Here is a 25,092-nt window from a genome sequence, read left to right on the forward strand (position 1 = left end):
AGGGGTACGGTGGCAAAGCGCTATTTCGGAACGGACGGGATCAGGGGCATGGCCAACGGGCCGAAGATGACCCCGGAACTGGCGATGAAGGTGGGGCAGGCGGCGGGCACGCTGTTCCTGCGCGGGACACACAAGCACCGCGTGCTGATCGGCAAGGACACGCGCCTGTCGGGCTACATGCTGGAACAGGCGCTGACAGCCGGTTTCACGTCTGTCGGCATGGATGTGGTGCAGGTGGGGCCGATGCCGACCCCTGCGGTTGCCATGCTCACCCGCGAAATGCGTGCCGACATCGGTGTCATGCTGTCGGCCAGCCACAACCCCTATCTCGACAATGGCATCAAGCTGTTCGGGCCGGATGGCTTCAAGCTGACGGACGCGCAGGAGGAAGCGATCGAGGCGCTCCTGGAAAAGGGCGTGCCGCTGGCCGCCGGCGCCGCCATCGGCCGCGCCCGCCGGATCGACGATGCGCGCGGCCGCTACATCCATGCCGTCAAGTCGAGCTTTCCGGATGACAAGCGCCTCGACGGGCTGAAGATCGTGCTCGATTGCGCCAATGGCGCTGCCTATCGTGTCGCGCCCGAAGCGCTGTGGGAGCTGGGCGCCGACATCATCCCCATCGGCGTGGAACCCGATGGCACCAACATCAACGACGGTGTCGGCTCGACCCATCCGGAGGCCATGGCCCGGCGCGTCCGCGAGACGGGCGCCCATATCGGCCTGGCGCTCGACGGCGACGCCGACAGGCTGATCGTCGTCGACGAGACTGGCCGGGTGATCGATGGCGACCAGCTCATGGCGCTCATCACGACCGCGCAACTGGCAAGCGGCCGCCTCAGGGGCGGGGCGCTGGTGGCGACCGTCATGTCCAACATGGGGCTGGAACGCCATGTCGAGGCCATGGGGCTGAAGCTTCTGCGCACCCCCGTCGGCGACCGGCACGTGCTGGAGGCAATGCGCCGCCATGGCTGCAACCTGGGCGGCGAACAGTCCGGCCACATCATCCTGGCCGACCATGCAACGACCGGCGACGGGCTGCTGGCTGCGCTCCAGATCCTTTCGGTTCTGGTGGAGGATGGTCGCCCGGCGAGCGCGGTGCTGTCCCGCTTCACGCCCTGGCCGCAGCTTCTGCAGAATGTGCGCAAGGATCCGGCCGTGCTGGACGCCGCCGGCGTGAAGGCGGCCCTGGCGGATGCCGAGGCCATGCTGGCCGGGCGCGGCCGGCTGCTGGTGCGCAAGTCCGGCACCGAGCCGCTCATCCGCGTGATGGCCGAGGCCGAGGACGAGGCGCTCGTGCAAATGGCCGTTGCCGCCGTCTGTGCCGCCGTGGAGGCGGCATGACGATTCCGCGCGTCCTCATCATTGCCGGTTCGGATTCCGGCGGCGGCGCCGGAATCCAGGCCGATATCAAGACGGTGACGATGCTGGGCGGCTATGCAATGACCGCCGTGACTGCCGTGACCGTGCAGAACACGCTGGGCGTCAGCGCCATCCATCCGGTTCCGCCCGGGATCGTGGGCGCCCAGATCAGGGCCGTGCTGGATGACATCGGGGCCGATTGCATCAAGATCGGCATGCTGGGCGATGCCGAAACCATTGTTGCCGTGGCGCAGGCACTTGATGGCGTGACGGTTCCGATCCTCGTCGATCCGGTAATGGTGGCCAAGGGCGGGGCGGCCCTACTGGCGCCCGATGCGGTCGAGGCACTGGTGCGCCTGCTGTTGCCGAAGGCACGGCTTGTCACGCCCAATGTGCCGGAACTGGAAGCGCTGGTGGGCAGCGAGATCGCGGACGAGGCTGACCTGCTGCTCGTCGCGCAGGAGCTTCTGGGCCTAGGCCCGGCGGCCGTTCTGGCGAAGGGCGGCCATCTCGAGGGCGACACGGTTGTCGACTGGCTGGTAACGCACAATGCCCAGCAGCGCTTCGAGAGCCCGCGCCACGAAACGCGCCACACGCATGGCACCGGCTGCACGCTGGCAAGCGCTGTCGCCACCGGGCTTGCCGCCGGCCTGCCGCTGGCCGAGGCGGTGGAAAAGGCGCGCGCCTATGTGCAGGCAGCCCTGCGCGCGGCCCCCGGGCTTGGCGCCGGGCATGGCCCGCTGGGGCATAATTTCGCGCTGCTCTGATGGGGCTGAAGTGGGGCATCGAGGCCGGGTTCGGGGGCCTTGTCTTCGGGGTGGATGAAGTGGGGCGCGGGCCATGGGCCGGGCCGGTGGTCGCGGCTGCCTGCTGCCTCGACCCGGAGCGCATTCCCGAAGGCCTCGCCGATTCGAAGGCGCTGAGTGCTGCGCGGCGCGAACGAATCGCCGCCGGGCTCGATCGTGTCGCGATCGCCGAGGCCTCGGTGGAGGAAATCGACCGGCTCAACATCCGCGCCGCGACGTTTCTGGCAATGCGCCGCGCGGTCGAGGCACTGGCCCTGCAGGCCGGCCCGCCCATAATGGTGCTGGTGGATGGCAACGCCTTGCCGGGGATTGATTTTCCGGCGCGCGCCATTGTCAGGGGCGACAGCAGCGTTGCCTCCATTTCGGCAGCCGCCATTGCCGCCAAAGTGGCCCGCGACCGGCTGATGACGGAGCTGGATTGCGCCTATCCCGCCTATGGCTGGGCGCGGAACAAGGGCTATGGCACGGCCGAGCATCAGGCCGGGCTCGCGCGGGCCGGCGTCTCCCCGCATCATCGCCGTTCCTTCGCGCCGGTTGCGAAACTCCTCGGCTGAGTCTTTTCGGCAACAGCGCAAGTGGTGGTGGGTTGGCCGCCGTGGCGGACTCAAGACCTTGTGGTTTGTGGTTAACCCGAGTCCCGGACTCAATCTTGCGTCATAAATCCATGACTTGACGATGGAATCTCCCAGCCTCCAGTCTGGCCCCAATACAGGACGACATGTTCGACAAGGGGTTCAGGGTGAAGACCGACCAGATCATCATTGGCGACAGCATCGCCGAAATGGCACGCATGCCGGACGAAAGCGTCGATCTCGTCTTCGCCGATCCGCCCTATAATCTGCAACTGGGCGGTGACCTGCGCCGCCCCGATGGAAGCCAGGTCGATGCCGTGACCGATGCCTGGGACCGGTTCGACAGTTTCGCGCAATATGACGCCTTCACCCGCGCCTGGCTGGCCGAGGCGCGGCGGGTGATGAAGCCCGATGCCGGCCTGTGGGTGATCGGCACCTATCACAACATCTTCCGGGTCGGCTCGATCCTGCAGGATCTGGGCTTCTGGATCATGAACGACATCGTGTGGCGCAAGTCGAACCCCATGCCCAATTTCAAGGGCACGCGCTTCACCAACGCCCATGAAACACTGATCTGGGCGGCCAGGTCGCCGCAGGCCCGGCCCACCTTCAACTACAAGGCGATGAAGGTGCTCAACGAGGATCTGCAGATGCGGTCCGACTGGGTGATGCCCATCTGTTCCGGCACGGAGCGGGTGAAGGTGGATGGCGTGAAGGCGCACCCCACCCAGAAGCCCGAGGCGCTACTCCATCGCATCCTGCTTGCCACCAGCCGCGAAGACGACCTTGTGCTCGACCCCTTCTTCGGCTCCGGCACGACGGGGGCCGTTGCCCGCCGGCTCGGCCGCCAGTTCATCGGGATCGAGCGCGAACCGGGCTATGCCGCAGTGGCCGAGGCGCGCATTGCAAGCGTCGTGCCGTTGCCGCCCGAAGACCGGGTGATCACCGGCCAGGCGCGCGAGAAGCCGCGGGTTCCCTTCGGCGCGCTTGTGGAAACGGGCCTGCTGCGGCCGGGCGCCATGCTTGTCGACCGTCAGCGCCGGCACAAGGCGCGCGTGCGGCCCGATGGCTCGCTGGCGCTGGAAGGCGGGCGCTCCGGCTCGATCCACCAGCTGGGCGCGGCGGTGCAGGGGCTGCCAAGCTGCAATGGCTGGACCTTCTGGCATGTGGAAAAGCGGGATGGCCTTGTGCCGCTGGACCAGATGCGCGAGGCCTATCGCGCCCGCACCGGCAGCTGAGGCGGGCCTGCACGCAAGACCGGGCAGGCATCCTCTTGTCTTGATATATTATATCATTTAGAGCGTAGTCCGGATTCATCTGCCGGAGCCCTGCATGTCTGCTACCTCGCTGCGTTTCTCCCTGATCCTGCTTTCCTGCGGCCTTTCGCACACGGCCCTGATGGCCGGGGAGGCCCCGCAGGATCCGCACCGCGAAATCGGGCGGGACATCATCGTGACAGCCCCCTTCGAGCGGGACCGCCTGTCGCTGACGACGGCTGCCAGCGTGCTCGACGGGGAACAGCTCGCCCGCGAGACGCGGCCGACCATCGGCGAGACGCTCGCCCGGATGCCGGGCGTTTCCGCCACCTGGTTCGGGCCGGGCAGTTCGCGGCCCGTGCTGCGCGGCCTCGATGCCGAGCGGGTGCGCGTGCTGACCGATGGCATCGGCAGCTTCGATGTTTCGAACACCTCGGTCGATCATGCGGTTGCCATCAACCCGCTCACTGCCGACCGGGTGGAAGTGGTGCGGGGGCCGGCCAGCCTGCTGTTCGGTTCGTCCGCCATCGGCGGGGTTGTGAACGTGACCGACCGGCGCATTGCGCGCCACATCCCGGACGAGCCCTTCCATATCGAGGCCAGCGGTACGCTCGGCTCCGCCGCGAAGGAGCGGGGCGCGGCCGCCACGCTGGACGTGCCGCTGGGCGAGACCGGCCTCGTCGTGCATGCCGATGGCAGCTATCTGAAGACGGGGGACTACCGGACAGGCGGCTACATCTTTTCAAGCGCCCTGCGCGAGGCGGCGGCAGAAGAAGGCGGGGAGGTGGCCGAAGAGGCGCTTGAGCGTGGCCGCATTGCGAACACCGATACACGCAGCCATGAAGTGGCCGCCGGCATCAGCTGGATCGGCGCCGGCGGCAGCTTCGGCATTTCCGTGAGCCGGCTGGAAAGCAATTATGGCGTGCCCGGCCGCCTCGATCTCGGCGATCATGCACATGACGAAGAGCATGACGGGCACGATCATGACGGCCATGACGATCACGCCGGCCATTCGCACGAGAATATCCGGCTGGACATGCGCCAGACACGCATCGATGCCCGCGCGGAGGTTCCGATTGGCGGCCGGTTCGAGCGGCTCGCCTTCCGCTTCGGTCATGCCGATTACCGCCACGACGAGGTGGAGGAGGACGGCTCCATCGGAACGACCTTCCTGAACCGCGCGCTCGAAGCCCGGCTGGAACTGGTGCAGGCCGAACACGATGGCTGGAAGGGGGCGAGCGGGGCGCAGATTCTCTCACGCCGGTTCGAAGCGATCGGCGCCGAAGCCTATATCCCGCGCAACACGACCGAACAGCTTGGCCTGTTCACCCTGCAAAGCATCGATCTGGGGGCTGTGACGGTCGAGCTTGGCGGCCGCTACGAGCGCAGCGACGTCCGTTCCGCACCGCTTGGCATCGCGCGCAGCTTCGATTCCCTTTCGGCATCAGCCGGCCTGTCCCTTGCGCTGGCCGACGGCTGGCGCCTGGCGGCAAGTATTGCCCGGACGGAACGCGCACCGGCCGCCGAGGAACTGTTCGCAAACGGGGCCCATGCCGCCACTGCCACATACGAGATCGGCGATACGGGGCTTGATACCGAGCGGTCTGTTGGCGGCGAAGTGCTGCTGCGCGGGCGTGGAGATGGCTGGCGGCTGGAACTGTCGGGCTTCTTCAGCCGCTTCTCGGATTTCATCTATCTGGCGCCGACCGGCGCCGAGGAGGATGAGCTGCCCGTCTTCGCCTATGGCCAGGCAGGCGCGCGCCACTGGGGCTTCGAGGCGGAAGCCGCCGTCACCGTCGCGCAGCTGGGCGATACCAGCATCGAGGTGACGGGCCTTGCCGATTTCGTCCGTGCCGATCTGCTGGGCGGCCTCGGCCATGCGCCCCGCATCCCGCCGCTCAGGTTCCTGGGCGGCGTGGAAGCCTCTGCCAGCGCTGTCGGTGGGCGGCTGGAAGTGGAGCATGTGACGAAGGCAACGCGTCTGGCGGCGCTCGAGACGGCAACGCCGGCACATACGCTGGTGAATGCCTCGGTCAGCTGGCGGCCTTTCGGGCGGTCAAACCCGACGGCGCTGATCCTTTCGGCCAACAACATCTTCGATGTCGAGGCCAGGCGGCACACGAGCTTCCTGAAGGATGTGGCGCCACTGCCCGGGCGCGACATAAGGCTGGCCGCGCGCTTCAGCTTCTGATCCGGCGGGCCGGGCCGGGGTCGATGCCCCGGCCCGGCCACGTCATTTTCCCATCAGGCGCCGGCGCGTGCCGGCCTGCCGCCGCTGCCGCCGCCGCTGCGACGCGGGCGACCCGGCCCACCGGGCCGACCCGGACCGCCCGGCCTGCCGCCAGCGCGCCTTGGGCCCCGGGCGGCATCGTCGCGGGCAGGTTCACTACGCACGGCATCAAAGCGGCCGGTCTCGGCCCGCCCGGCATCGGCACGCGGCCTTTCGCCGAAGCGGCGCGGAGCGGCCTTGTGGGTGCCGACTTCGCCGCGACGGGCATGTTCCTGATGTTCCTCTCCGGGACCGACCGGCACCGGCTTGGGCAGGCGTGCGGCTTCCTTCAGGAAATTCTCGGGCAGCGGCTCGACCAGCAGCTTCTGGCGGGTCAGCTTTTCGATGTCCTTCAGATAGCCCTTTTCGTCCGGCGCGCAGAAGCTCAGCGCCACGCCCTCCATGCCGGCACGGGCCGTGCGGCCGATGCGGTGCACATATTGTTCCGGCACGTTCGGCAGCTCGAAGTTGATCACATGGCTCACGGCATCGATGTCGATTCCGCGCGCTGCGATGTCGGTTGCGACCAGCACGCCGATTTCGCCGCGGCGGAAGGCGTCAAGCGCCCGCTCGCGCTGCGGCTGGCTCTTGTTGCCATGGATTGCGGCAGCCGGAACGCCTGCGCCCGTAAGATGGCGGACAACCCTGTCGGCCCCGTGCTTGGTGCGCGTGAAGACGATGCACTTTGCAAACTCGGGCTTCTTCAGTGTCAGTGTGAGCAGGGCCTGTTTTTCGGCCTGGTTGAGGAAGGTCACATGCTGGGTCACGCGCTCTGCCGTGGTGGCGACAGGGGCGACTGCAACCTTCACCGGATCCTTCAGGAAGCGGTCGGCGAGATCGGCGATGCTCTTCGGCATGGTGGCCGAGAAGAACAGGCTCTGGCGCTGGCGCGGCAGGATCTGGGCAACCCGCTTCAGCGCGTGGATGAAGCCCAGGTCGAGCATCTGGTCGGCTTCGTCGAGCACCAGGACTTCCACCTGGTCCAGAAGCAGCGAGCGGCGGTCCACCAGGTCGAGAAGACGGCCCGGCGTGGCGACGAGAACATCGACACCCGAGGACAGCTGGCGTTCCTGGCGCGGAATGGGCACGCCGCCGAAAACGGTCTGCACCGTCATCTTCAGGAAGCGGGCATAGGTGCGGAAGCTCTCGGCGATCTGGGTTGCCAGTTCCCGCGTGGGGGCAAGCACGAGAACGCGCGGCGCAAGCTTGCGCCGGGGCGCCTTGTTGCGCTCGAGATAGTGGAGGATGGGCAGGGCGAAGGCGGCCGTCTTGCCGGTGCCCGTCTGCGCGATGCCGAGGATGTCCTTGCCTTCGAGCGCGGGGGGAATGGCCTGCAGCTGGATCGGAGTCGGCGTTTCATAGCCTTCTTCGGACAGGGCCATGGTGAGCGGCTGGGCAAGACCCAGGGATTCGAATGATGTCACGTTGAACTTTCACATCGTCTGGCGAGCGCCTCGGGCATTCCCGAGCGCCAACCGGCCAGACACCCCGCGTGGCAGGAATGTCGTCAGGGGGTGCAGCGTTAAACCCGGGGTCGGTTCGGATCCTGACCGGAACGGCTGATATCGCCTGTTCCGGAAAGGGCCGATACGTTCACGCGCCCCGGCGACTGGGCTCCTCACACGCCCGCGGGTTCCCTGGGGAAGCCTTGACGGGCGGAGGCCATCGCTGCGTCGCAGCATATGGCACGTCCGCCCGTCAGGTTCAAGATGAAGTGTCAGTCATTCCCGGCAAGATGTGGGTTGGCCACATGGCTCTTGCGGTAGCCGTAGAAGAAATAGACCACGAGACCGATGAGCGCCCAGGCCAGGAACATGAGTTCCGTATAGCCCGAGAGCTGGAAGAACAGGAACACGCAGCCAGCAGCCGCGACCGGGGCCGTCAGCCACACGAAGGGGGTGCGGAAATGGCGTGTCCGGTTCGGCTGGGTGCGCCGCAGCACCATGACGCTGATGGCCACCAGCGCGAAGGCGAAGAGCGTGCCCGAGTTGGAGATGTCGGCCAGCTGGCCCACCGGGAAGAGGGCGGCGAACAGGGCGACGAACAGGCCTGTGCAGATCGTCACCACATGCGGCGTGCCATATTTCGGATGCAGCTTCGAGAAGACGCCCGGCAGCAGGCCGTCGCGGCTCATGGTGAAGAAGATGCGGGTCTGGCCGAAGATCATCATGAGGATGACCGAGGGCAGGGCGATGCCGGCTGCGATGGCGACCAGCTTGCCGGCCCAGCCATGGCCGATTTCCCGCAGCACATAGGCGAGCGCCTCGCTCGAACGGGCGAGTTCTCCGCCGGGCTGGGCGCCGACGGCGCCCGTGGCGCCGGCTGCGACGAGGATGTAGATGATGGTGCAGAAGGCGAGGCTGCCGATCAGGCCTATCGGGATGTTCCGCTGCGGGTTGATCGTTTCCTCGGCGGCTGTCGAGACGGCATCGAAGCCGACATAGGCGAAGAAGATGGAGGCAGCCGCCGCCGCGACGCCCACGGTCACCATGTTGTTCGAAATCGGGTCGACCACCGTCTTGGCGAAGAAGCCATTGGGCATGAAGGGCTGGAAATTTTCAGCTGTCATGGCGGGAATGGCGAGCGCGATGAACAGGAACAGCGCCGCCACCTTGATCACCACGAGGAAGCTGTTGAAGCGCGCGCTTTCCTTGGTGCCCCGGATCAGCAGCAGCATGACGACGAGGGCGATCAGCATGGCTGGCAGGTTGATGATTCCGGGTGTCCGGTCAAACGGGCCGTGCGCCAGTTCCTGTGGCAATGTCGTGCCGAATATCTCGCGTATGAGCGCCACCATGTAGCCGGACCAGCCGACGGAGACGGCGGCGGCGGCAATCGCATATTCAAGCACCAGCGCCCAGCCGACGACCCACGCGACAAGTTCGCCCATGGTGGCGTAGCTGTAGGTATAGGCAGAGCCGGAGACGGGCACCATCGACGCCATCTCGGAATAGCAGAGCGCCGCCAGACCGCAGACCGTTGCCGCGATCACGAAGCTGATCATCATCGCCGGGCCCGCCTTTGTGGCAGCCTCGGCCGTCAGCACGAAGATGCCGGTTCCGATGATGGCGCCGATGCCCAGCATGGTCAGCTGGAAGGCGCCGAGCGTGCGTGTCAGCGATTTCCGTTCGGCGGTGGCGAGAATTTCATCAAGTTGCTTCACGCGCCAGAAAAGCATCAAATCCTCCTGACCCTTGCGCAGGGCCCCCTTTGTTTCGTGGGCGGACCCTGATGTGCTTTCACACCATGGTCAAGAAGGGGCGAGGCGGCATTCCGCCTCGCATGTCGCTTTTTGGCTAAAAGGTGTCAGCCTTGCATCAGCATCGGACCGAGCGGTCGCCCGGCGAAGATGTGCACATGAAGATGCGGCACTTCCTGATGGGCGTTGGTGCCGGCATTGGCGAGGATGCGGTATCCATCCTCTTCCAGCCCCAGTTCGCGCGCAACCTTGCCGACCGCGCGCCAGAAGCCGACCACAAGCGCATCGGGCGCGTTGGCGGTAAAATCAGCCATGCTCACATAAGGCCCCTTGGGGATGACGAGCACATGATGAGGCGCCTGGGGGTTGATGTCGTGGAAGGCGAACGCATGCTCGTCCTCATAGACCGGCCTGGCCGGGATTTCGCCGCGCAGGATGCGGGCGAAGATGTTGCCCTCGTCATAGGGTGCGCCATTCTTCACGCTCATGCGTTCCTCCTTGCCTTTTCCACGATGCCCGAAACCCCCTCGCGGCGTTCAAGCTCGGCCCTGACGGCAGCCAGCGAAATGCCGCGCTCCCCCAGGACCAGAAGCAGGTGGAACAGGAGGTCGGCTGCTTCGCCGGTAAGCGCCGCATCATCCTGGGCGACGGCCGCGATCACCGTTTCCACGGCCTCCTCGCCAAGCTTTTCGGCCAGTTTCAACCGCCCCTTGCCAAGCTGCTTCGAAACATAGCTCGAAGCATCGGGGCCTGCCGCCTTGCGGGCGGCGATCATGGTTTCGAGGCGGTCGAGAATGTCCGTCATGCCTGATTCTCCTGCGCCTTCATCCGGGTCTTCCCCTGCGCTGTGCTTTCCAGCGGCGGGCGCACCATGACGCCGGCTGCGGCGAGCGCGCGCTTGGCGTCGGCGACCGAGGCTTCGCCAAAATGGAAGAGGCTGGCGGCCAGAACGGCCGAAGCGCCACCCTCGACGACACCGGCGACAAGATCCTCCACCCCGCCGACCCCGCCCGAAGCGACCACGGGCACCGGCACCGCAGCCGACACGGCCTTCAGCAAAGGCAGGTCATAGCCGCTGCGGGTGCCGTCCCGGTCCATGGAGGTGAGGAGGATTTCGCCGGCGCCAAGGGCTGCGACCTGCTGCGCGAAGGCCACGGCATCGATGCCGGTGGCGCGGCGGCCGCCATGGGTGAAAATCTCCCACCGGCCGGGTGCAACCGCCTTGGCATCGATGGCAACGGTGATGCACTGCTCCCCGAAGGTGCGGGCCAGTTCGCCAACAAGCTCGGGCCGGGCGACGGCGGCCGAGTTGATCGAGACCTTGTCGGCCCCGGCCTTCAGCAGGGCGCGCACGTCGGCGGCAGTGCGCACGCCGCCGCCAACCGTCAGCGGCATGAAGCAGCGCTCGGCGGTGGAGGCCAGGATGTCGAGCAGGATTCCGCGATCCTCGTGGCTGGCGGTGATGTCGAGGAAGACCAGTTCATCCGCGCCCTCGGCGTCATAGCGGGTCGCTGCCTCGACCGGGTCGCCCGCGTCGCGCAGGCCGACGAAGTTCACACCCTTGACGACCCGCCCGTTGGCGACATCGAGACAGGGAATGACCCGGACAGCGAGTGTCACCGGCAGGCCTCCAGCGCGGCCTTGAGGTCGATGCGGCCATCATAGAGGGAGCGCCCGGCGATGACGCCCTCGATTCCATGCCTGGTGCGCAGCGTGCGGATTTCGGACAGTTCAGCAAGGCCGCCGGATGCGATGACGGGAAGGCGGACGGCGCGTGCCAGTGCTGCCGTCGCCTCGACATTGACGCCCTTCAGCAGCCCGTCGCGGCCGACATCGGTGAAGAGCAGGGCAGCAACGCCTGCATCCTCGAAGCGACGGCCCATGTCGGTGACCGGCACATCGGAAACATCGGCCCAGCCGCGTGTTGCGACCATGCCGTCGCGGGCGTCGACGGCGACGACGATCCTGTCGGGATGGTCGGCCGCGGCCGCACGCACCAGTGCGGGATCGCTGAGCGCTGCCGTGCCGATGATCACCCGCTCGACGCCGAGGCGGAACCAGCGCTCGATGGCGGCCATGGTGCGGATGCCGCCGCCGATCTGCACCCGCGCCGTCGTTGCAGCGAGAATGGCCTCGACGGCCGACGCGTTGCGGGCTTCGCCGGCAAAGGCGCCATCGAGATCGACGACATGAAGCCAGCCGGCCCCGGCTTCGGCAAAGGCTGCGGCCTGGGCCGCCGGATCCTCGGCGTAGACGGTGGCGCGGTCCATGTCCCCCTCGGCGAGGCGGACGACCTTGCCCTGCTTGAGGTCGATGGCGGGATAGAGGGTGAAGGTCATTCAGGGTTTCCAGGCGAGCCAGCGCGCCAGCAGGTCTAGGCCATAGGCCTGGCTCTTCTCGGGGTGGAACTGCACGCCCAGCATGTTCGCGCGCTGGACGGCTGCGACGACCGGGCCGCCATAGTCGCAGCGGGCGGCGATGTCGGCGATATTGTCGGGCTGCATGGCATAGCTGTGCACGAAATAGGCGAAGCCGCGGCGGACAAGGGTCCCGCTTTCGGGGAGGGCCCCGCTTTCGGGGAGAACCTCGTTCCAGCCTATCTGGGGCACCTTGAGGCCGCCGGGCTGCATGCGCCGGACCGTGCCTTGTATCCAGCCCAGCCCGGCATGCCGGCCGAATTCCTCGCCCTCGGCTGCCATCAGCTGCATGCCGACGCAGATGCCGAGGAAAGGCACGCCCGCTTCGCGAACGCTGCGGTGGAGCGCTTCCTCCATGCCGGGAATGGCGCGCAGGGCAGACGCGCATGCCCCGAAGGCGCCGACGCCGGGAAGCAGGATGCGGCCTGCACGGCTGACGACTGCGGGGTCGGCTGTCACGGTCACGCCGGTCGCGCCGGCGGCTTCGAGCGCCTTGGCGGCCGAGCGGAGATTGCCCGCGCCATAGTCGATGAGAGCGACCGTCATCGGGTCAGACGAGCGTCGTCGGGCCGGAGCCTCCGAGGCTGCCCTTGGTGGAGGGAATGCTGCCCGCCTGGCGCGGATCGACGGTGACCGCCTGCCGCAGCGCCCGTGCCAGCGCCTTGAAGGCCCCTTCGGCGATATGGTGGTTGTTGCTGCCGTAGAGCGCTTCGGCATGGAGGGTGATGCCCGCCGTCTGGGCGAAGCTGTGGAACACGTGCCAGAAAAGCTCGGTGTCCATTTCGCCCAGGCGTGGCTGGGTGAAGCCCAGCTTCCAGACGAGGAAGGGCCGGCCGGAAATGTCGAGGGCGACACGCACGAGCGCTTCATCCATCGGCACGAGGGCGTGGCCGTAGCGGGTGATGCCGGCGCGGTCGCCCAGAGCCTTGCTGAAGGCCTCGCCCAGCGCCAGCGCCGTGTCTTCCACCGTGTGGTGGGCATCGATGTGGAGGTCGCCCTTGGTGCGGATCTCGAGATCGAACAGGCCGTGCCGGGCAAGCTGCTCCAGCATGTGGTCGTAGAAACCGATCCCGGTTGAAATCGCGCGACGGCCGCTGCCATCGAGATTGACGCTGACATGAACGTCGGTCTCGCTGGTGGTGCGGGTGACGGTGGCGGTTCTTGGCATTGCCATCTTGGTATCAGGCCCTTTCACGCGCGGGCTATAGCAGGGGAGGGCGGGCGTTCAACTCCCGTGCGCTCATGCCTCCTGTGCCGGCGCCTCCGCTTCTTCCGTTTCCGCGCCGATCAGCGTGTCGATCAGGGTTGCGCCATCCTGCACCGCCAGCGTGTCCACGTCGCGCAGCTTGCGGCCGATGGCGCGCGTCCGCCGGCCGGCATCGTCGACCGTGCGCTTGGCCGTATCCAGCTGCTTGCCGAGCCTGTCCCAGACATCGCCATATTTCAGGAACTCGGCCTTGGCTGCCGCCAGGATCTGCCAGACCTCGCTCGACCGTTTCTCGATGGCAAGCGTGCGGAAGCCCATCTGCAGGCTGGTGAGCAGGGCGGCGAGCGTCGTCGGCCCCTGCACCATGATGCGGTGCCTTGCCTGCAGTTCGCTCAGCAGGCCGGGGCGGCGCACGACTTCGGCGAACAGCCCCTCGGTGGGCAGGTACATGATGCCGAAATCGGTCGAATAGGGCGGGTGGACATATTTGTCGGAAATGGTCTGCGCCTGCTTGCGGATGGCGCGCTCCAGATTCTGCGCCGCGCGCTCGGCATCTTCCTGCAGGCCGGCTTCCTGCGCGGCGATCAGGCGGTCATAATCCTCGTGCGGAAGCTTGGCATCGATCGGCAGCCACAGCGGCTGGTCCGTGTCGCCACGGCCGGGAAGCCGCACCGCGAATTCGACGATCTCGTTCGCATCGGGGCGGATGCGGACATTGGTCGCGAACTGGTCCGGGGTCAGCATGTCTTCCAGCAGCATGCCCAGTTGCACCTCGCCCCAGCCGCCACGGGATTTCACATTGCCCATGATGCGCTTCAGGTCACCGACTCCGGTGGCGAGCGTCTGCATCTCGCCCAGCCCCTTGTGCACCTGCTCCAGCCGGTCGCTCACCTGGCGGAAGGATTCGCCCAGCCGCTTTTCCAGCGTTCCCTGAAGCTTTTCCTCGACGGTGGCGCGCATCTTTTCCAGCTTTTCCGAATTGTCGGCGCGCACCTTGTCGAGCGACTGGGCTACGGTTTCGCGCAGGGCTTCCTGCCGCTGGTTGTTCTGCTGGGTGAGCGCCTCCACGCGGGCCGCGACGCCCTCAAGGCTTTTCGCCAGCTCTTCGCGCTGGCTGCGATGCGCCTCGGACAGGCGCGCCGACAGCGCCTGCACCGTGTCGTCCAGTTGCTTGCGCCCTTCCTGCGATTCCCGGCGGAGGCCCGAAAGCTGCTCGGCCTGATCCCTTGAAAAGCCCTGGAGCCGGGTTTCGAGCGCCTGCAGGCGGCTGTCGAGCGCGGTGGACTGGTCTGCCATCTGGCCGCGCAGTTCGGCGCGCGTGGCGCGGGTTTCCTCCTGCGCGGAGCGAGCGCTCTGGTCGAGCCGGGCCTCGATCATCGAGAGGCGGGCGGAGAGCTCTGGCGGCATCCCGGGCGCGGCAGGGCGCCGGAAGAGAAGCAAAAGCCCCGAACAGGCGGCCGCAAGCGCCAGGACGAGCGTGGCAATGGCCAGAAGAGTTTCAAACGCCAACAGAACCTCCGGAAACCGATTGGGGGCCGGTAGCGGGGCAGGCACAGCCCGCCACACCGGCTTCAGGAACATTAGGCGAACAATGCGGCCTCTGTCACCCCTGTTCATCCTGTTCCATGAGCCTGTTGCGGCCCGGCCATATTTGGTGTTCCATGCAGGCGAACATCAGGCGCTTTGCACAGATGGCCAGGGAGGCGATGCATGGAATTCCGGATCGTGGCGGAGGGGCTCCGGTTCCCCGAGGGGCCGGTGATGATGGCGGATGGCTCGATCATCGTCTGCGAGATCGCCGAGGGGCGCATCACGCGCGTGAAGCCCGATGGCGCGAAGCAGGTGATCGCCACGCCCGGCGGCGGCCCCAATGGCGCCGCCATCGGGCCTGACGGCGCGCTCTATGTCTGCAACAATGGCGGCTTTCGCTGGGGCGTGATCGACGGCATGCTGATCCCCGGCGCTGCGCCCGAGGATTACGAGACCGGCCGCATCGAGCGGATCGACCTGTCCACGGGCAAGGTCGAGCGGCTCTATTCCGAATGCGACGGCCACCGGCTTTCCGGGCCGAACGACATCGTCTTCGACCGCGATGGCGGTTTCTGGTTCACCGATCTCGGCAAGCATTTTCCGCACCATACCGATCATGGCGGCCTCTATTATGCGAAGCCGGACGGCTCCGGCATCGTCTGCGCCGTCTATGGCCCGAACATGAACGGGGTGGGGCTCTCGCCCGATGGCCGCACCGTCTATGCCGCCCTCACGCAGGTGGGCACGGTGCTTGCCTTCGACATCACCGGCCCAGGCACCGTGGCGCCCTCCCCGCTTTCGGCGGTGCCGGGGCGGGTCGTGGGGGATTTTCCGGCCCGCGTGCTCCTTGATTCAATGGCGGTCCTGGCATCCGGCAAGATCGCGCAGGCGACACTGGTGGACAGGCCGGGCATCGGCGTGATCGACCCGGAAACGGGTGCGATCGACTATGTGACCTTCCCCGACATGCTGACGACCAACATCGCATTCGGCGGCCCCGACATGCGCGATGCCGCCGTCTGCCTCAGCACATCGGGCAGGCTGGCGCTGGCGCGCTGGCCGGAACCGGGGCTGAAGCTCCATTTCAATGGCTGACCAGCCGACCACGGTGTACAGGGCGGCATGAAACTGGCCTTCCGGCACAGAATATCATGAAACTGGCCGACACCCGGGCCATCGCCCTGTTCCTCGACATGCTGGCGGGCGAGCAGGGTGCAGCCGCCAACACGCTTTCGGCCTATGGGCGGGATCTCTCCGGCGCCTCGGCCGATCTGGGCGGAGGGCTTGCCGATGCGTCCGCCGGGCAGCTGGAATCGCTCTTCGCCGGCTGGGCGGATCTCGCGCCCGCGTCCGTGGCGCGCAAACGCTCGTCGCTGCGGCGCTTTTTCGCCTTTCTGGTGGCCGAGGGGATCCGGCCGGACAATCCGGCTGCGGGCCTTGCGGCCGTGAAGCCGGGCCGGCCCTTGCCGAAGACCCTTTCGCATGGCGATGTGGACAGGCTTTTCCAGACGCTCGACCGGCTGCTTGCCGAGCGGCCCGGTCCGGCCATGATCCGGATGAAGGCGCTGATGGAGCTGCTTTATGGCTCCGGCCTGAGAGCCAGCGAGCTTGTTTCGTTGCCACGCAATGCCATCCGGCCGCCGCAGCCCTTCGCCATCGTCACCGGCAAGGGCAACAAGGAGCGCATGGTCCCGATTTCGGCCGCCGCGCTCGAAGCAGTGCGCGCCCAGCTGGCGCAAGTGCCGCCATCGGGCCGCTGGCTCTTTCCGTCGGGCAAGGGGCATCTGGGCCGGGTCAGGCTCTTTCAGCTGGTGAAGGGCCTTGCCGCCGAGGCCGGGCTCGATCCGGCGCGCCTGTCCCCCCATGTTCTGCGCCACGCCTTTGCCACCCACATGCTGGCGGGTGGCGCCGATCTGCGCGCCTTGCAGACATTGCTTGGCCATGCCGACATTTCCACCACCGAGCGCTACACCCATGTGGATTCGCAGCGGCTGGTGCAGACGGTGACGGCGCTGCACCCGCTGGCGGACGGCTGAACGCACCCGCGCAGGCGACGGGCCGGGATTGCCCCTGTGCCGCGGGGCTGGCATCAGCAGCCCTCGCGCGAAGGGAGGCCTGGAAACGGCATGACTGCCGAGCAATATGCGGGAACGCTGGTGGCCGGAGGCGGCGCGGCCGGTGCTGCTGCAGCCATCTGGCTTGCGCGCGCCGGCCGCCCGGTGCGGCTGTGGGAACATGACCGCCTGCCGCTGCACCGGCCCTGCGGCGGCCTGATGGGGCCGGGGGCCATGACCCTGCTGGCTGACCTTGGCGCCGACCCGCTGGCGCTGGGGGCAGTGCCGGTGGAGCGTATCCGTCTGGTGTCGGCTGCGGAGGCCCTGTCCGCCCCGCTTGGCCACACGGCCTTTGCGCTTTCGCGCCGCACGCTCGACTCGGCCCTGCTTGATGCGGCTGTGCAGGCCGGCGCGGATGTGCGGCGTGGTGTTGCCCTGCGCGAAATAGGCGCCGGCGGCGTGGCGGTCGAATCTCATGGAGCGATCCGGCCAGCACATTTGCTGCTCGCAACCGGAAGCCGGGACGTGGCCGGGCAAACCCCTGTCATGAGCTTTGGCGGAGGCATTGGCGGGGGCTGCGGGCCGGGTGGTTTCATGACCCTGCTGCGTCTTTCCCCTGCCCAGCGGGCGGCGCTCGCCGGCCACATGGACATCATGCCCTTTCCGGGCGGGCTGGCGCGGCTGCATCCGGTCGAGCGCGAGGCGGCAACCCTGTGCGTGCATGCGGACGCCGCGACCTGGCGCCGTTTCGGGGCTGATGCCCGGCAGATGATGGCGCATCTGGTGGAGAGCCTGCCGCATCTCGCCGGCAGGCTGGAAGGCGCGGCGCCCCTGCTTGACAGGCCGCTTGCCTTCTCGGCGCGGGGGGGCGCGGCGACCGAACAGGCCGGTGCCTGGCTGCTGGGCGATCTGGCGATGCCGCAAGGCTGGGGGGCGCTGCCGGCCCTTGGCGGGGATGGGCTATCCTTCGCGCTGCACACGGCGCGGCTGGCCACTGCCGCCATAGTGGGCGGGCTGGGCCGTGATGCCTATCAGACCCAGTTGCGGCGCGACGTGCGCGGCCCGGTGCTGCGGACTGGCTGGCTGCGCGCCGCGCTGGCGCGGCCGGATGGCCTGCGCGGAATGTTGCTACGGCTGGCGCCCTGGGCAATGCCGATGCTGTTCAGGGGGGCTTGCCTGCCGGAAAGGGCCGTTGCGCGCGGCATGGCGATGGCTGTGCGCCGCTGAATCCTGGCTGTCCGCAGAAGGCCCCATGCGCGACCGACGTCTCGGCCCTTCTTTTCAGCTGTACTTCAAACGCTGTTCGATTGTGCCCCGTTCTCACGCTGGCACGGGTGCAGCCATGGGCAAGGTCGGAAAGGGCGCGCCGACCCCGCAGGGTGGCGCGCCCGATCAGGACCTACTTGAGATGCTTGGCGAGATGCTTGTTCATTTCGAACATGGTCACGCTGTCGCAGCCGAAGATGGGCTTCAGCTTCGCATCGGCGTTGATGCGGCGCTTGTCCTTCGGATCCTGCAGATTGTTGGCCTTGATGTAATCCCAGACCTTCTTGACCACTTCACCGCGCGCCAGCTGCGCCGATCCAACGATGGCGGCGAGTTCCGCCGACGGGGTCAGCGGGGTCTGCAGGGCGTTCGGTTTTTTTGCTTCGGCCATTATTATTCCCTCTCCCTTCACCCTGGTGGCCCGGACATGATGAGGCCACACTGGTTCGACTGCCCGGCCCGGCGGAGACCGGCGGGCAAGTGCATCCCTCATTTCAACAGATTCGCGCTTCGTCAAACGTCAAAACATCGCCCGGCGCACCGGGGTGGCTCTTTTTCGTTCGATTCTGTCCTGCGGCGGGGTTGATGCAGCCAGATTGTCTGAAACCGGCCAGTTTCCGCCAGGCCGAACGCCGCGCCCGCGCCGGAAACGGTGCTTCGGCAGGCAGGCCCCGGGCCATGGCAGTCCATGCTGCTGGTCCGGGGCCATCATTGTCCGAGTCGTCCAGAGGCTATGCGGCCCGCCTATTCGGCCTGCGGCGCTGCGGCACTCGCATCCTCGGGAAGGCCGCCAAGGTCGCGCACGAGGTTGGTGTAGGCATCAAGATAGGCCAGCACGATCACCTGGCCGATTTCGGTGTTTTCATAGCCACCGCCACCGCCGCCGCCGATGCCGCCGCCGCCAAGGAAGCCCACGCCGCCGCCGAAGCCGATGTCGCGCTTTTTCGCAAAGCCTTCGACAAGCCGTTCCTGCTCGGTGGTGCGGGCGTTCACCAGGGTCAGGGTGACGTTGGCTTCCTTCTTCTTCATGTTGATGCCGCCGGCGATGGCCCCGAGTGTGCCGCCCAGCATGCCGCCCAGCATGCCGCCGAAGCCGCCGCCGCCGGAGTTGGAATTGCGCGTCACCAGATCGGGGACGATGAAATAATCCGCCGCCCGCACCTGGGCGCGGCCGATGTTCGAGCCGCGCTGCAGTTCGCCGGAATCGGCCAGCGCGCGCTCGATGTTGCGGCTCTGCAGCCCACGAGACCGGTCAACGAGGCCGAAGCAGCCGGACTTCATCACGAAGACCTTGAGGATGGCTTCCGGCGATCCGAGCTGGAGCGCGGACCACCAGTTGTTGTCCGGCTCGACGATGGCGACCGTGCCGAGACGCTTGGTGCAGTTCGGTATTTCGGCCGTTTTCTTCACCTGCTCCTTGCGGGCGCCCGACTGGGCGCTGGCGGGCGCGGAAAGGCCGCCCATCACCACCGCCAGCGCGGTCATGCAAGCAAAGGCACGCGTGGCCGTATTCTTCACAATCATGTCAGGCACTCCCCCTTGTTCAGATCCTGTGCAAACGTTCAAGCTGATCCGTGGCTTCACTTTGCATGCGAATGCGACGATGGCTTCACCATGTTTGTGCCACGACCGTGCCGCAAGATTCTTATCCGCAAGCACGCGATGGCGCGCAACCCCGAATGCGCCATTGCGGTGGCGCAGGCAGCCTCGAAAATGAGTGAATCTGCATTTACCATGGGGGCGATATTGGCACCGGATATGACTGTTGCTGAAAAGCTTCGGTTTTTCCGGAATTTGCGGCATTTTCTTTTTTCAATCTTGCAACCTGTTGCAACATTTGAAACACAAGTTTACAGATGTCATACGCAATGTCGGCTATTTACCATGAATGTGGCGAATCCGGCAGGCTTACCCACCGCTGGGTCAAAAAACATGGTCGCAAGCTGATAACAGGACACGAATGATGCGGTGCGCAGTTCTCGATGACGACAAGGCCCAGACGGAGCTTGTTTCCAAGCTTCTGGGGGATGCGGGGCATGATTGCGAGGTGTTCCACCAGGGCCGCTCGCTCATCAACCGGCTGCGTCAGGATACCTACGACCTTCTGGTGATCGACTGGAACATGCCCGGCATGTCCGGGATCGAGGTGCTCGAGAATGTCCGCGACGGGCAGCATGCGAGCCTGCCGGTGCTCATGATCACCAGCCGGTCCGATGACGAGGATGTGGTGAAGGGCCTGGCGGCCGGCGCCGATGATTATATCGTGAAGCCGCTCAACCCCGTCATCTTCATGGCCCGTGTGGATGCGACGCTCAGGCGCGCCAACCTCAACAAGCCGGCGCGCAGCAGCGCCGAATGGGGCATCTACAGCTTCGATGTGCCGACCGAGACGGCGATGGTGCGTGGCGAGCCGGTCAAGCTGACCGCCAAGGAAATGGCGCTGGCCATGATGCTGTTCGAGAACATGTCGCGGCCGCTGTCGCGCTCCTATCTTCTGGGCGCGATCTGGGGCCAGAACCCGGAGGCTGAAACCCGCACGCTCGATGCCCATGTCTCGCGCATCCGCTCGAAGCTGAAGCTGCGTGCGGAAAATGGCTTTCGCATCCTTCCTGTCTACAGCTACGGCTACCGGCTGGAGCCGACCGGCGCCGGGACAGAGGAAGCCGGGGACGCTGACGACTGATGCGCCTGTCCGCCCCAGCCCTTTTCCTGATGCTTGCCGCCGGCACCGCGCCCGCGCTGCCCACGGGCGCGCGCGATGAACAGCGCCAGCGCGCGCAGGCGGAGGCCGTGGACGAGATCATCGTCCATCGGGTGAAGGCGGGCGAGACCTTGCCCGGTCTTGCCGAGCGCTGGTTCGTGCGCCCGGAAGACTGGCGGCTGGCGCAGGCGCTCAACCGCATCAAGGATCCGCACAAGCTGCCGGCTGGCACGCAGCTGCGGCTGCGCTCCTCCTGGATCCGCACCAACCCGATCCGGGCGGAGCTGATTGCCTTTCGCGGCGAGGTGCGGATCACGACGGCCGGTGAAACCCGCATCGCCACGCAGGGCATGACCCTTGGCGAGGGCGATCTCGTCGAGACCGGAGCCAATGGGTTCCTGACGCTCGGGCTTCCTGATGAAAGCCGCGTGTCGCTGCCGTCTTCCAGCCGTATCCGGCTGACGCGGCTGCGGCAGGTGCCGATGTCGGATTCGATCGACAGGCGCTTCACACTGGAGCGCGGACGCTCCGAAGCCAGGGTGACGCCGATGGCGAACCCGGCCTCGCGCTTCCTGATCACCACGCCGGTCGCGGTTGCCGCTGTGCGCGGCACGCAGTTCAGCGTGAGCTACACGCCCGAGGAGATGAAGGCGGCGACCGCCGTGGTCGAGGGCAAGGTCGGCGTGACCCGCACCGGCCGGAATGCCGGAATGGAAACGCTGGTGCGCGCCGGTTTCGGCAACATCGCAACCGGCACGGGCCTTTCCCGCGCCATGCGCCTGCTGCCGGCGCCACCGATGGAAGAGCCGGAGAAGATCCAGACCGACGGCGCTGTCACCTTCAGGCTGAAGCCCGTTCCGGGCGCCGTGCGCTACCTTGTCGAGCTGGCGGCCGATGCCGGGTTCGAGGACAGGATCGCCGCAGTCGAGGTGACGGGCACCGAGGCCGTGTTCGAGGGCATCGAGGATGGCGACCTGCATGTGCGTGTCGCGGCCATCGATGCGCTGGGCCTTGTGGGTCAGCCGGCCGCCTTCAACTTCGAGCGCCGCATCGATCCTGCCATCGCCGCCGCGATGTCCGAAAAATCGGAAAAGGAGGGCGAGGACGGCGACGACGAAAAGAGCGAAAAGGCAAGGCCGGACGATCTTGCCCGCGACACGCCGGAGACGGCAGACTGGTTTGACGAGCCTGTCCGCACGGTGAGCTTCCTGATGGCCGATGCGTATGCCGGGGCGGACGATGGCCTGCCGCCAGAGGGCGATGTGGGCTTCGGCAGCCCGGACCAGTCGGCCTATGATGATTCGATCTTCAGCGCCTTCGGCGTGAGCGCCGGCGCCAGGCCTTCCACCAGCTTCGTGCCGATCGGTGGCGGATCGGGCGGCGGATCGGGCGGCGGCTGGGTTCGTGGTGGAACCAGCGGCGAAACCGGAGCAACGCCCGGTGAGCCCGGTGCAGGTGAGCCCGGTGCAGGTGAGCCCGGTGCAGGAAATTCCGGTGCAGGTGAACCCGGAAGCGGTGACACGGGCAGCGGCGGCACCGGCGGCGGGTCTGCCGGGGGCGGAAGCGACCTTCCCGATGGGGCGCTGCCCGGTGAAACTGGTGGCGGCGCCGGTAGCGGCAGCAGTGCGGGATCGGGCGCCACACCGGACGGTTCGGGCGAAACCGGAAGCAGTGGTGGCCCAGGCGACGATGACGGCTCTTCGGGAGGCGTCACTGTCATTCCCGAAAATCCGGCGCCAGTACCCGATGTGCCGGGTGACGGCAGCCCCGCCGTTCCCGGTGGCGGCACGTCCGGCGGCCTGCCGGGCGGGCTTCCAGGCGGCGGGCAGGGCGCGGTTCCGGCAGCCATTCCCGAGCCGCAGACCTGGCTTATGCTGATCACCGGCTTCGGCCTGGTGGGCTTCCTGATGCGCCGACGCCGTTCCGGAATCGCGCGGTCAGCCAAGCCGGCAACCGGTCTTGCCGGACGGGGACAGTCCCGGCCGGACGGCGCTTGCGCGATGGCTTCTGGCCTTGCGTCGGTCTTCGGGGCTGCTTCGGTCAGTTGAGCCACGGGCGCCGGAACCCCAGATCCTTTCTCGTGCCCGCGCCATCCGTCAAAGGGCCGGCCATGGGCCGCGAAGGCGCGGAGTTCAGCTTTCGAAGCCGTCGCATGCTTGTCGAATGGTGGGCGGTGCTCATCATGGCGACGCTTGCCATCCTCGGCATCAGCTATGTCGCCCCGCCTGTCAGGGCCGACAACCTCTTCTATGATTTCGTTCTGCGCCTCAACCGGCCGCGCCCCAGCCAGGAGGTGCTGGTCGTGGCGATCGACAACCGGAGCCTTGCCGAACTGGGCCGCTGGCCTTGGTCGCGCGATGTTCACGCACGGCTGATCGAGACGTTGACGGAGGCCCGGCCGGCAGCCATCGGTTACGACGTGCTCTTCCCGGAGCCTTCGGCCCAGCCTGGCGCGGATGCGCGCCTTGCCGAAGCGATCGCGCGCAATGGCCGGGTGGTGCTTCCCGCCATCCTTGAAATCCCCGGCCCCAATGGCGCGCCTTCCATGCGCATTCCGCCGGTCGATCCGATCGGCACGGCGGCGCGCACGACGGGCCATGTCGTCACGCGGCCAGACCGGGACGGTGTGGTGCGCGGGATCGACCTGCTGACGGATGCGGAAGGCCGCCGGAACCTGCACATGGTGGAAGCCATCGTTGCATTGGCCCGCGGCGATGAGGCGCTGCTCACGGCCGAGACGCCCGACCCTGATGGCCCGGTCTATGCCGCGCGCCGCGACCTCATCGCCTTCGCCGGCCCGTCGGGCACCTATCCGCAGCTCAGCTTCGCGGATGTGCTTTCGGGGCAGTTCCCGGCCGACCTGCTGAAGGACCGCATCATCCTGGTGGGCGCCACGGCTTCGGGCATGGGGGATCGTTTCTCGACCCCGATGTCCGGCACGCGCGAGACCATGGCCGGTGTCGAGCTGCATGCCAATCATCTGGACACGCTGCTGGCGGACCGGGCCATCCATCCCGTTGCGCCCTGGATCTGGCAAGTCTATTCGCTCACGCCGGTCTGGCTGCTCATGCTGAGCCTTCTGTTCCTGGGGCCGCGCATCAACCTCTGGGTGGGCGTGGCGCTTGGCGCCGGTATTTTTGTCATTACCTTGGTGTCGCTGGCGTTTTTCCGTGTCTGGCTGCCGCCGGCACTGGCGCTCATCGCGGTTGGCCTCATCTATCCGCTGTGGGGGTGGCGCAGGCTGGATCTGGCCAGCCGCTACATGGTGTCCGAACTGCGCGAACTGCGGGCCGAACAGGCCGTCTTGCCTCGCAAGCGGCATGATCTGGCCGGCGATCCGGTCGAGCGGCAGATCATCCTGATGCACGAAGCCATCAACGACGTGCGCGATCTCAGGCTTTTCATTGCCCAGTCGCTCGACAACCTGCCGGACGCCGCGCTCGTCACCGATCTGGATGGCCAGGTGCTGATCGCCAATGATGCGGCCGATGCGCTGTTCGAGAAACGGGTGGGGCGGCCGCTCATCGGCACATCGCTGAAACAGGTGTTCGCAAGCCTCGATCCGGATCCGCGCCTGCCGGACCCGCGCGCCGTGGAGCTTATGGAAGCCGTTAGCGCAATGCGGACACCCGACGGCGAGGGGTATGAGACGCGTCTTGCCGATGGCACGTCGCTGGAAATCCGCCTGGCGCTGTTCACCGATGCCGCGCAGCGCCCGCTTGGCTGGATCGGTCGCTTTGCCGACATCACGGCGCTGCGGGCCTCGGAACGCCAGCGGGAAGATGCGCTTCGCCTGCTCACGCATGACATGCGCGCGCCGCAGGCCTCCATCCTGGCTGTGCTGGAAGCCGAGGGGCGCAAGATTCCGCCCGATGTCACCCGCCGGCTGGAGCGCTATGCCCACCAGACGCTGAGCCTGGCGGACGATTTCGTCCACCTCGCCCGCGCCGAAAGTGGCCGCTATGTGGTCGAGACCTTCAATCTTTCGGATGCCGTGCTTGACGCGGCCGACGATCTCTGGCCGCTGGCGGATGCCAAGCGGATCCGCATCCTGAGCAATGTGCCCGAGGATGAGGTGCTGGTGACCGGCGACCGCGCCCTGCTGACCCGCGCCGTCACGAACCTCATCGGCAACGCCATCAAGTACAGCGACGAGCGCACACGCGTGGAAGTGCGGGTCTTGCAGGAAGGCGATACGCAACTGCTGGAAGTGGAGGATGAGGGACGCGGCATTTCCGCCGAGGACCTGCCGCGCCTGTTCGAGCCCTTCCGCCGGCTGGCGCCGCACGAAGGCGCGCCCGCGGCCTCGGCGGCGCCCGGCGCCGGCCTTGGCCTGGCGTTCGTGAAGGCCGTGGTCGAGCGGCACCGGGGCGAAGCCTTCGCCCGCTCGGAGCTGGGCCGCGGCTCTGTCTTTGCGATCCGCCTTCCGGCCGCCTGACCAGCACGTCTGGCAGAC

The 25,092-nt window shown here is 67.0% G+C and carries 23 protein-coding genes; 12 read left to right on the forward strand and 11 right to left on the reverse strand.

Annotation, left to right across the window (positions count from 1 at the left end):
- The first annotated feature begins 9 nt into the window (after nucleotides 1-9).
- The 5 genes from glmM to ACUJ46_RS03090 all read left to right on the forward strand — a co-directional run bounded on the left by glmM (nucleotide 10) and on the right by ACUJ46_RS03090 (nucleotide 6,184).
- Nucleotides 10-1,341, forward strand: a complete 1,332-nt coding sequence (gene glmM / locus ACUJ46_RS03070; protein ID WP_445388973.1) for a phosphoglucosamine mutase — start codon at nucleotides 10-12, stop codon at nucleotides 1,339-1,341.
- Complete coding sequence (thiD, locus tag ACUJ46_RS03075; protein ID WP_445388974.1) at nucleotides 1,338-2,126, forward strand: bifunctional hydroxymethylpyrimidine kinase/phosphomethylpyrimidine kinase; 789 nt, start codon at nucleotides 1,338-1,340, stop codon at nucleotides 2,124-2,126. The genes glmM and thiD overlap by 4 nt, the downstream gene beginning before the upstream one ends.
- A complete protein-coding gene (locus ACUJ46_RS03080; protein WP_445388975.1) occupies nucleotides 2,126-2,719 on the forward strand; it encodes a ribonuclease HII in 594 nt (197 codons plus the stop codon). Before thiD ends, ACUJ46_RS03080 begins: the two co-directional genes overlap by 1 nt.
- Nucleotides 2,720-2,883: 164 nt before the next feature.
- The gene (locus ACUJ46_RS03085; RefSeq protein ID WP_445388976.1) at nucleotides 2,884-3,975 is read left to right on the forward strand and encodes a site-specific DNA-methyltransferase; all 1,092 of its coding nucleotides are present in this window, start codon (nucleotides 2,884-2,886) and stop codon (nucleotides 3,973-3,975) included.
- Between the two features lie 94 nt (nucleotides 3,976-4,069).
- Complete coding sequence (locus ACUJ46_RS03090) at nucleotides 4,070-6,184, forward strand: TonB-dependent receptor (protein ID WP_445388977.1); 2,115 nt, start codon at nucleotides 4,070-4,072, stop codon at nucleotides 6,182-6,184.
- A gap of 53 nt (nucleotides 6,185-6,237) precedes the next feature.
- Here the strand turns inward: ACUJ46_RS03090 and ACUJ46_RS03095 are convergent, their stop codons facing one another.
- From ACUJ46_RS03095 to rmuC, 9 genes are all read right to left on the reverse strand, one after another.
- Nucleotides 6,238-7,686: a DEAD/DEAH box helicase gene (locus ACUJ46_RS03095; protein ID WP_445388978.1), complete on the reverse strand. Its 1,449-nt coding sequence runs from the start codon at nucleotides 7,684-7,686 to the stop codon at nucleotides 6,238-6,240.
- Nucleotides 7,687-7,979: 293 nt separating this feature from the next.
- The gene (locus tag ACUJ46_RS03100) at nucleotides 7,980-9,440 is read right to left on the reverse strand and encodes an amino acid permease (RefSeq protein WP_445388979.1); all 1,461 of its coding nucleotides are present in this window, start codon (nucleotides 9,438-9,440) and stop codon (nucleotides 7,980-7,982) included.
- Between the two features lie 128 nt (nucleotides 9,441-9,568).
- A complete protein-coding gene (locus tag ACUJ46_RS03105) occupies nucleotides 9,569-9,949 on the reverse strand; it encodes a histidine triad nucleotide-binding protein (RefSeq protein ID WP_445388980.1) in 381 nt (126 codons plus the stop codon).
- Entirely contained in the window at nucleotides 9,946-10,266 is a 321-nt protein-coding gene (locus ACUJ46_RS03110; protein WP_445388981.1) for a phosphoribosyl-ATP diphosphatase, read from the reverse strand. The genes ACUJ46_RS03105 and ACUJ46_RS03110 overlap by 4 nt, the downstream gene beginning before the upstream one ends.
- Nucleotides 10,263-11,081, reverse strand: coding sequence for an imidazole glycerol phosphate synthase subunit HisF (gene hisF / locus ACUJ46_RS03115; protein WP_445388982.1), 819 nt, complete (start codon nucleotides 11,079-11,081; stop codon nucleotides 10,263-10,265). Before hisF ends, ACUJ46_RS03110 begins: the two co-directional genes overlap by 4 nt.
- Nucleotides 11,078-11,800, reverse strand: coding sequence for a 1-(5-phosphoribosyl)-5-[(5-phosphoribosylamino)methylideneamino]imidazole-4-carboxamide isomerase (gene hisA / locus ACUJ46_RS03120; protein WP_445388983.1), 723 nt, complete (start codon nucleotides 11,798-11,800; stop codon nucleotides 11,078-11,080). Before hisA ends, hisF begins: the two co-directional genes overlap by 4 nt.
- The gene (gene hisH / locus ACUJ46_RS03125; protein WP_445388984.1) at nucleotides 11,801-12,424 is read right to left on the reverse strand and encodes an imidazole glycerol phosphate synthase subunit HisH; all 624 of its coding nucleotides are present in this window, start codon (nucleotides 12,422-12,424) and stop codon (nucleotides 11,801-11,803) included.
- 4 nt (nucleotides 12,425-12,428) lie between these two features.
- Nucleotides 12,429-13,046 (reverse strand): imidazoleglycerol-phosphate dehydratase HisB, encoded by a 618-nt coding sequence (gene hisB, locus ACUJ46_RS03130; protein ID WP_445389526.1) that lies wholly within the window; start codon nucleotides 13,044-13,046, stop codon nucleotides 12,429-12,431.
- Nucleotides 13,047-13,118: 72 nt separating this feature from the next.
- Nucleotides 13,119-14,594, reverse strand: coding sequence for a DNA recombination protein RmuC (rmuC, locus tag ACUJ46_RS03135; protein ID WP_445388985.1), 1,476 nt, complete (start codon nucleotides 14,592-14,594; stop codon nucleotides 13,119-13,121).
- A gap of 201 nt (nucleotides 14,595-14,795) precedes the next feature.
- Here rmuC and ACUJ46_RS03140 point away from each other — a divergent pair, with 201 nt between their 5' ends.
- The 3 genes from ACUJ46_RS03140 (at nucleotide 14,796) to ACUJ46_RS03150 (ending at nucleotide 17,896) form a co-directional block, all read left to right on the forward strand.
- The gene (locus ACUJ46_RS03140) at nucleotides 14,796-15,710 is read left to right on the forward strand and encodes an SMP-30/gluconolactonase/LRE family protein (protein WP_445388986.1); all 915 of its coding nucleotides are present in this window, start codon (nucleotides 14,796-14,798) and stop codon (nucleotides 15,708-15,710) included.
- 56 nt (nucleotides 15,711-15,766) lie between these two features.
- Complete coding sequence (locus tag ACUJ46_RS03145; protein WP_445388987.1) at nucleotides 15,767-16,651, forward strand: tyrosine-type recombinase/integrase; 885 nt, start codon at nucleotides 15,767-15,769, stop codon at nucleotides 16,649-16,651.
- A 90-nt stretch (nucleotides 16,652-16,741) separates the two neighbouring features.
- On the forward strand, nucleotides 16,742-17,896 hold the full coding sequence (locus ACUJ46_RS03150) for an NAD(P)/FAD-dependent oxidoreductase (RefSeq protein ID WP_445388988.1): 1,155 nt from the start codon (nucleotides 16,742-16,744) through the stop codon (nucleotides 17,894-17,896).
- Between the two features lie 172 nt (nucleotides 17,897-18,068).
- Here the strand turns inward: ACUJ46_RS03150 and ACUJ46_RS03155 are convergent, their stop codons facing one another.
- Both ACUJ46_RS03155 and ACUJ46_RS03160 read right to left on the reverse strand, forming a co-directional pair.
- Nucleotides 18,069-18,326, reverse strand: coding sequence for an SWIB/MDM2 domain-containing protein (locus ACUJ46_RS03155; protein ID WP_445388989.1), 258 nt, complete (start codon nucleotides 18,324-18,326; stop codon nucleotides 18,069-18,071).
- Between the two features lie 353 nt (nucleotides 18,327-18,679).
- Entirely contained in the window at nucleotides 18,680-19,420 is a 741-nt protein-coding gene (locus ACUJ46_RS03160; protein ID WP_445388990.1) for a CsgG/HfaB family protein, read from the reverse strand.
- A 129-nt stretch (nucleotides 19,421-19,549) separates the two neighbouring features.
- On the opposite strand from ACUJ46_RS03160, the gene ACUJ46_RS03165 reads away from it, so the two are divergent.
- The 4 genes from ACUJ46_RS03165 (at nucleotide 19,550) to ACUJ46_RS03180 (ending at nucleotide 25,074) form a co-directional block, all read left to right on the forward strand.
- Entirely contained in the window at nucleotides 19,550-19,882 is a 333-nt protein-coding gene (locus ACUJ46_RS03165) for a hypothetical protein (RefSeq protein ID WP_445388991.1), read from the forward strand.
- 13 nt (nucleotides 19,883-19,895) lie between these two features.
- Nucleotides 19,896-20,618: a response regulator transcription factor gene (locus ACUJ46_RS03170; RefSeq protein WP_445388992.1), complete on the forward strand. Its 723-nt coding sequence runs from the start codon at nucleotides 19,896-19,898 to the stop codon at nucleotides 20,616-20,618.
- Entirely contained in the window at nucleotides 20,618-22,684 is a 2,067-nt protein-coding gene (locus tag ACUJ46_RS03175; protein WP_445388993.1) for a FecR domain-containing protein, read from the forward strand. Before ACUJ46_RS03170 ends, ACUJ46_RS03175 begins: the two co-directional genes overlap by 1 nt.
- 62 nt (nucleotides 22,685-22,746) lie before the next feature.
- Complete coding sequence (locus ACUJ46_RS03180; protein WP_445388994.1) at nucleotides 22,747-25,074, forward strand: CHASE2 domain-containing protein; 2,328 nt, start codon at nucleotides 22,747-22,749, stop codon at nucleotides 25,072-25,074.
- The last annotated feature ends 18 nt before the right edge of the window (nucleotides 25,075-25,092 follow it).

The organism is Sandaracinobacteroides sp. A072 (genome assembly GCF_052616365.1).